Consider the following 6,892-nt stretch of genomic DNA (forward strand, 5'->3'; position numbering starts at 1 on the left):
CTCATCAACATTACAATATTCATTATCAATACTGCAATATTTCTCATCAACATTAGAATTTTTCGGTATAACCTATTTCCCAATCGGACACACTGACTGCACTTTTTGGGGAAGTTGCCGACACATCTGCTGGAATCCTTGAGGATTAATTTGCCACCAAGCAAATAATCCCAGACTTGTACCCCCCACAAGTAACGCCAACACTCCCCCCAGCATTACTAAACGTTTATCCCACTTCGGTTTTGTAATTAAAGTTGGTGGAATTTCTGGGTTAAGAGGTGGTTCCTCTGAAAGATCCAAATCTAAATCCAAATTTAGATCCAAATCTAGCAAAGCTTGCGAACTTTCTGTAAAAGAAGTTGGTTCTTCTAGTTCCTCTAGTTCTTTTAGTTCCTCTAATTCCTCTTCCTGTATTTCTGCTTCTATAATCTCTTCTGGCAACGCCGGAGTCACAGGTACTAAGTATTCTGGAGAGACACGACAATAAGTGAGAACAACCGAAGTATTATCACGCCCATTTTTTTCGTTTGCCAAGTTAATCCAATTGCGGACAGCATCTTCAACTGTCATTTGCCCTGTTAACACGGGTATTGCATAATCCTGCCAAGAATGTTCCACCCAGTTACGATCGCTTAAACCATCAGAACACAGCAGCAAAATGCCATCTTCTTCCAGAATAAATCGCTGAACCTTGAGACGCAAAGATTCTGAATCTCTTGTCCCCAATGCTTGAGTTAAGGCACTCGCATCTGGTCTAAAAAGTGCTTTTCGATACAAGCTTTTAGCCAAGCGTACCTCTCGCGTTGCCACATCATCATCTACTGTTAGTTGCTGACAATAATTGTGAGTAATCCAATAGGCACGGCTATCGCCAACATTAGCCAAATAAAGCTCATGGGTATTATTTGATTGCCACCCAGTACTTGTCTGGACTCGTTGTGGCACTTGCAACGCCATGACAATAGTTGTAGCCATGCGTTCTTTGCCCTGGCGTTTTTGTTCGTTATTGCGGGCACAAATTACATTATTTACCACCCGTAAGCTTGCTTCTAATTGTTCCTGCAACAACTTAGGTGGAAAAAGTGCAGTTTGTTCTGTCACCTCAGTTAGTAAAGCGCGAATTTGTAACTTTACAGACTGCACTGCCAACTGACTCGCAACCTCACCGCCTTCATGCCCGCCAATGCCATCGCAAACAATCGACAAGTGGCGCAATAAAGGTTCATCTAAATCACTCAAACTATTGGGATAGCAAGCATCTTCATTTTGCGCCATCATTGGGCCAATATCTGTAGAGCCTGCCACCTTTAAAACTAATGGTAATTCTGCCGCAGCTGCTAGTAGTAAATTATTGAGTTGAATATTAATTTCCTCTAACTCAATCTCAGTTTCACACATATCCTGGACAATGTTCTGTAACCCCTTGGCTACTGATGCTTTTGCAGAAGCCACCCAAAACTGCCAACACTCCCCCAGATTTTGTAAACTCAACTTTTCATCATTTGGTGTTTGGTAGAGTTCCAAAAGTCTCACACACCAACCTTCGACTCTCAAGTTCTCTATTACTAGTAAACTGTGGCTAAATCCCAATTCTGCTAGAGGTGTCCAAAGTTGGAGAATTTGCCACAACCAATAAACTTGTCGTACTGCCGTGGCTTCCTCCCAAGCCTCAACAATAGTTGGATAGATATTTCCTGTCTTATCTATCGGCGCATTTTCCAATAAGAGGATATCAGTTGTATCTTGCTCAAGATTACTAACAAACCCATAAGCCTGGGGCAGATGCAACCGCTCTTGATATAATTGTAAATAAGGAATTACTTCGGTTGGCAATTCTTCAGGTACATCTGGCGGCAGCCCCGGTTGAGTATCCAGCCAAATCTGTTGTTTAATTACCTCATACCTATCTGCTACCTTTGTGCCTGCTGGGATGTAAGCAGACAATGAGCCAGTCGCCCAAAGATAGCGGTGAACTAAAGGAGTTTGGCAACTGGCACAAACATTATCTCCCATAGGATTAATAGGGCTATTACAGCGTGGATTTATACAAAAAATTATCAGTTGAGTAGAAATCATAAATATAGGAGTCAGAAGTCAGGAGTCAGAATTCAGGAGTCAGAATTCAGGAGTCAGAATTCAGGAGTCAGAAGTCAGGAGTCAGAATTCAGGAGTCAGAATTTAGGAGTCAGAATTTAGGAGTCAGAATTTAGAATACTCTACCCAAAAAGGGATAGAGTTTGAGAGTCGTAATATCTAATATTTATTTTGCGCTTTTTGCGCTATCAAAGAGTCTACAGAATTTATACTGGCTCCTGACTCCTGAGTTCTGAATTCTTCTTTATACATAAACTTCGATTAACTTTAGCTGGCAATGAATTGAAGGCTAGAATAAACTGGACTTGTGTACCGCTAGCTACACCTTGTTACTGAAATTAATCAAAATTATTGGTAGAAATACCCAGTTTTGTTTTCTGTAAATAACTTACGTCTGGCTGTATCTAATCGTAGAAATGCATTTACGTCAATGTAGAGACTAGGATGGCGCTATGCCAAGTTTTACCTTAATCTGGCTTCTGGCAGGAGCAGTTCTGTGTTTAACTGAACTGTTTTTACCATCGGCGTTTGTCGCCTTCATGATGGGAGTTAGCGCTTTTGTGGTGGCGCTGCTGTCTGGAGTGGGTATGGGAAGTGTATGGTTGCAAATTGTGGTTTGGCTCTTGCTTTCCACAGTATTAATCGTGCTTTCTCGTCGGTTTTTGCAACCAAGACAACGCAAATCAAAAATTCGGGATGCAGTCATAGCTGAAACCTTAACAGAAATTCTGCCTGGAAAAACAGGGCGGGTGCGGTATGAGGGAAATTCTTGGCAAGCAAGATGTGACGATGACAAATTTACCATACCACCGCATCAAAGAGTTTATGTGGTTAGGAGGGAAGGTACTACTTTGATTGTTGTACCGGAAAATCTGTTGAATTCTTAGTTGATGGGCATTGGGCATGGAGAAGAGGCAGAGGGGCAGAGGGGCAGAGGAGAAAAATTCACTGCAACTTCTCCCCTGCTCCCTCTTTACATATTTAAAATTAGGAGATTCACAATGGAACAGTTTTTTTTACTAGTATTTTTAGCTCTTGGTGGTTCTGCTGTGGCAGGTTCGGTAAAAGTCATCAATCAGGGCAATCAAGCTTTGGTTGAAAGATTGGGTAGTTATAACAAAAAACTGGAACCAGGACTAAATTTTGTTGTTCCTTTCCTAGATAAAGTTGTTTACCGAGAAACTATCAAAGAAAAAGTCTTAGATATTCCTCCTCAACAGTGCATCACTCGTGACAACGTTGGCATTGAAGTAGATGCGGTGTTTTACTGGCGCATCGTGGATATGGAAAAAGCCTGGTATAAGGTAGAAAATCTCCAGTCGGCAATGATAAATATGGTGCTGACTCAAATTCGCGCCGAAATGGGACAACTAGAGTTGGATCAAACCTTTACTGCTCGTTCCCATATTAGTGAGCTTTTATTACAGGATTTGGATGTTGCTACCGATCCTTGGGGTGTGAAAGTGACACGGGTAGAACTGCGAGATATTATTCCGTCTCAGGCAGTGCGAGAATCGATGGAATTACAAATGTCGGCAGAACGACGCAAACGGGCAGCAATTTTAACTTCTGAGGGCGAACGCGAAGCTGCTGTCAATAGCGCTAGAGGTAAAGCTGAGGCGCAAATATTGGATGCGGAAGCTCGTCAAAAATCGACAATTCTGCAAGCAGAAGCCGAACAAAAGTCGCTTGTTCTGAAAGCTCAAGCAGAACGTCAGCAACAAGTTTTGAAAGCCCAAGCGATCGCAGAATCAGCAGAAATTATTGCCCAAAAACTCCAAACAAATCCTAATGCCAATAAAGCAGTGGAAGTTCTGTTTGCCTTGGGTTATTTAGATATGGGCGCAACAATTGGTAGAAGCGATAGCAGCAAGGTATTATTTATAGATCCGCGTACTATTCCTGCTGCTTTTGAGGGTATGCGTTCCGTTATCTCAAATGGTCAAATTGACTCTAACGAGTTGTTTTCCAAGCAAATCCCAGGATTAGAAAATAACCGCCCTAGTTAGAAGTAAAAATAGAGAGTGGGGACAAAGAGACAAGGAAGAAACTTGTCTCTTTGTCTTTTTCCAATGCCCAATGCCCAATGACTAATGATAATTAACCCAGAACAGGTCATCAACGCTATTATTGCGATCGCCTAATATTTAATCTGACCGTTCCATAGTACCAGATATTGCTGTGTTTGAATGGCAAAGAATTCCATTGCTTCCTAATGGAAAAATTACAAATAAATTTGAGATTCCCCCAGATTGGATAATTGAAATTCTCTCACCAGAACAATCGCCTAACCGAGTCATCAGCAAAATTACTTTTTCTATTCAAAATGGAGCAAAGCTAGGTTGGTTGCTCGATTCTGCTGATGAATCCATCATGATTTTTGAACCCAATAAATTACCAGAATTAAAAGAACAGCAAGATATCTTACTCGTTTTGAGTATTTTGGAAAATTGGCAATTAACAGTTACAGATGTATTTAGTTGGTTGAGTTTTATTTGAACAGGACTTACGCAAGAGCTTTCTGAAACTCTTATTTCTCCGTGTCCTCTGTGCCCTCTGTGGTTCGTTTTTTCATGATTTTGCGTAAGTCCTGTTGAATAAAGCAGTTTCTCTCCAATACCAAGGAGCAATAACGCTTATATCTAAATAAATCAACGACATTCTTCTGTACGTGCATTTATGACATTGGTTTGATTATTGACCAATCTCAGTACCTTGATTTACTTGGCATTGACTGCACAACCCAAAAAACTCTAGGGTGTGGTAAAAAACTTTAAATTTATGGCTGGATTCTAACTGGTTTTCTAAGTCATGAACTGGGCATTGATTAATCGGAATTGAGATACCACATTGCAAGCAAGTAAGGTGGTGTTTATCTTGTTGTGCTAGGCTATAGAGGGCTTCACCATTAGCCAAATTCCGCACTTGTACTATGCCTTCTAGTTTTAAGGCATCTAGAGAACGGTAAACTGTTGCTAAACCCATACTCTGATTTGTATTACGTAGTTGTACGTAAATATCTTGGGCGGAAATGCCTTTTTTGATATCTTTCAGTAGGTTGAAAATACGCTCTTGACTGCGGGTGCGTATAGCTCTCATAGACAATTATTTAAGTATGCCACTGTAGTTTGAAGCTGTTAGATGAGCTAATCGATCGATTAACTTTAAACGCTTCGTAATCTTATTTTCACTCAGTTGGAACAGAAAGTTATAGTATAGCGATCGCAGCATTCAGCAAAAGCCCGTGCAAACCAAGTATCTAGCCAAAATTTTCGTGACCCTTCGTCCTTCAGTTTTAGACCCCGCCGGTGTGGCAGTACAATCCGGTCTTAAGCAACTGGGATACGATAACGTTGACCAGGTGCGGATCGGCAAGTACATTGAACTCACTATCACCTCAACTGAAGAGAAGAAAGCGCGTAAAGACCTTGATACCATTTGTGACCAAATGTTATCAAATCCCGTAATTGAAAATTACCGCTTTGAATTAATTGAGGTCGAAACTCAAACCGGGGTATTTTAGGGATTAGGCATAAGAGGCAGAGGGGCAAGGGGGAATGGGGAAGGGGCAAGGGGGAGATAAACAATTACCCTATTCCCTATTCCCTATTCCCTATTCCCTATTCCCCATTCCCCATTCCCTATTCCCCATTCCCTATTCCCCATTCCCCATTCCCCCTTCCCCGCTCCCCCTTCCCCGCTCCCCACTCCCCTAACTAATCATGAAATTCGGTGTTGTTGTTTTTCCCGGTTCTAATTGCGATCGCGATGTTGCTTATGTAACCAGAGATTTACTGGGGCAACCAACGCGCATGGTTTGGCATCAAGAAACAGATATTGCTGATTTGGATGTCGTGATTATTCCTGGTGGCTTTAGTTACGGGGATTATCTGCGCTGTGGTGCGATCGCCCGTTTTTCACCCGTGATGCAGCAGGTTGTAGAACACGCTCAAAAGGGTAAGTTTGTCCTCGGTATTTGCAACGGCTTTCAGGTATTAACGGAAGCTGGACTTTTACCAGGGGTGTTAACCAGAAATCGGGATTTACATTTTATTTGCGATCGCGTCCCCTTGAAAGTTGAACGTACTAATCTATGGACGCAAGCTTATACAACTGGTGAAACGATCGCTTTGCCGATTGCCCACGGAGAGGGACGATTCTACGCTGACGCAGCCACTCTCGCAGAAATTGAAGATAACGGGCAAGTCATATTTCGCTATGAAGGGGAAAATCCCAACGGTTCACTGAACAACATCGCCGGGATTAGCGATCGCCGGGGCAATGTGTTGGGAATGATGCCGCACCCAGAAAGGGCATCAGACGCAATGTTAGGGGGTAGTGATGGCTTGAGGTTGTTTCAAGGCTTACTAGAGACAGTAGCGGCATTAGCGTAGAGCAAATAAGTTGAGCGTTTTGCGATCGCTGTCTGCAAGATAGATGAACATTCTTCTACAGACAGCGATTTATTTTTTTGAGTGGGAACTTTGAAGTATTTGTCACAACCAAACCAGGACGCATTAAGGGTTAAAGCCTAGCGATGCCTTGAGCGGCTGGTGAGTATCTTGGCTTACTTGGACTACGCTCAGTACAAGTCGCTCGATAGAGCCGGAGTCGAACCATGTCGAGGAGCGGGCTACGCCTACGTATCACGTGAGTTCGATGAACCTCTCCCTCCCAGCCTCCTCTCCGAAACGGAAAGGGAGGAGAAACGAAAAATTAAGCTTTTTGCTCCCCTCTCCGTGTCGGCTACGGTGTATACACAAGTCTTTGAGAGTTGCCTCACAGCGTTTAGATCCCC

Annotated in this window: 6 protein-coding genes and 1 pseudogene; 5 read left to right on the forward strand and 2 right to left on the reverse strand. The window is 42.6% G+C overall.

The genetic code is table 11. The features are described 5' to 3' along the window. Positions 1-72 precede the first annotated feature (72 nt). Positions 73-2,076 carry a protein phosphatase 2C domain-containing protein gene (locus ACM0OX_RS28095; protein ID WP_414518268.1) on the reverse strand — a complete coding sequence of 668 codons (2,004 nt, stop codon included), beginning with the start codon at positions 2,074-2,076 and terminating at the stop codon, positions 73-75. A 470-nt stretch (positions 2,077-2,546) separates the two neighbouring features. Between ACM0OX_RS28095 and ACM0OX_RS28100 the strand changes: the two genes are divergently transcribed. The 3 genes and pseudogenes from ACM0OX_RS28100 to ACM0OX_RS28110 form a co-directional block, all read left to right on the forward strand. Continuing rightward, positions 2,547-2,981 carry an NfeD family protein gene (locus ACM0OX_RS28100; protein WP_289796130.1) on the forward strand — a complete coding sequence of 145 codons (435 nt, stop codon included), beginning with the start codon at positions 2,547-2,549 and terminating at the stop codon, positions 2,979-2,981. A gap of 114 nt (positions 2,982-3,095) precedes the next feature. Continuing rightward, positions 3,096-4,103: an SPFH domain-containing protein gene (locus tag ACM0OX_RS28105; protein WP_414518269.1), complete on the forward strand. Its 1,008-nt coding sequence runs from the start codon at positions 3,096-3,098 to the stop codon at positions 4,101-4,103. Between the two features lie 148 nt (positions 4,104-4,251). Continuing rightward, positions 4,252-4,593 (forward strand): annotated as a pseudogene (locus ACM0OX_RS28110) (Uma2 family endonuclease); the annotation flags it as partial. A gap of 195 nt (positions 4,594-4,788) precedes the next feature. On the opposite strand, the gene ACM0OX_RS28115 reads toward ACM0OX_RS28110, so the two are convergent. Next, positions 4,789-5,193, reverse strand: a complete 405-nt coding sequence (locus ACM0OX_RS28115; RefSeq protein WP_414518270.1) for a Fur family transcriptional regulator — start codon at positions 5,191-5,193, stop codon at positions 4,789-4,791. Between the two features lie 145 nt (positions 5,194-5,338). On the opposite strand from ACM0OX_RS28115, the gene purS reads away from it, so the two are divergent. Continuing rightward, entirely contained in the window at positions 5,339-5,617 is a 279-nt protein-coding gene (purS, locus tag ACM0OX_RS28120; protein ID WP_099102896.1) for a phosphoribosylformylglycinamidine synthase subunit PurS, read from the forward strand. Between the two features lie 199 nt (positions 5,618-5,816). Beyond that, positions 5,817-6,488, forward strand: coding sequence for a phosphoribosylformylglycinamidine synthase subunit PurQ (gene purQ, locus ACM0OX_RS28125; RefSeq protein ID WP_414518271.1), 672 nt, complete (start codon positions 5,817-5,819; stop codon positions 6,486-6,488). The last annotated feature ends 404 nt before the right edge of the window (positions 6,489-6,892 follow it).

The sequence above is a fragment of the Nostoc sp. PCC 9305 genome, assembly GCF_963920915.1.
Lineage (GTDB): Bacteria > Cyanobacteriota > Cyanobacteriia > Cyanobacteriales > Nostocaceae > Nostoc.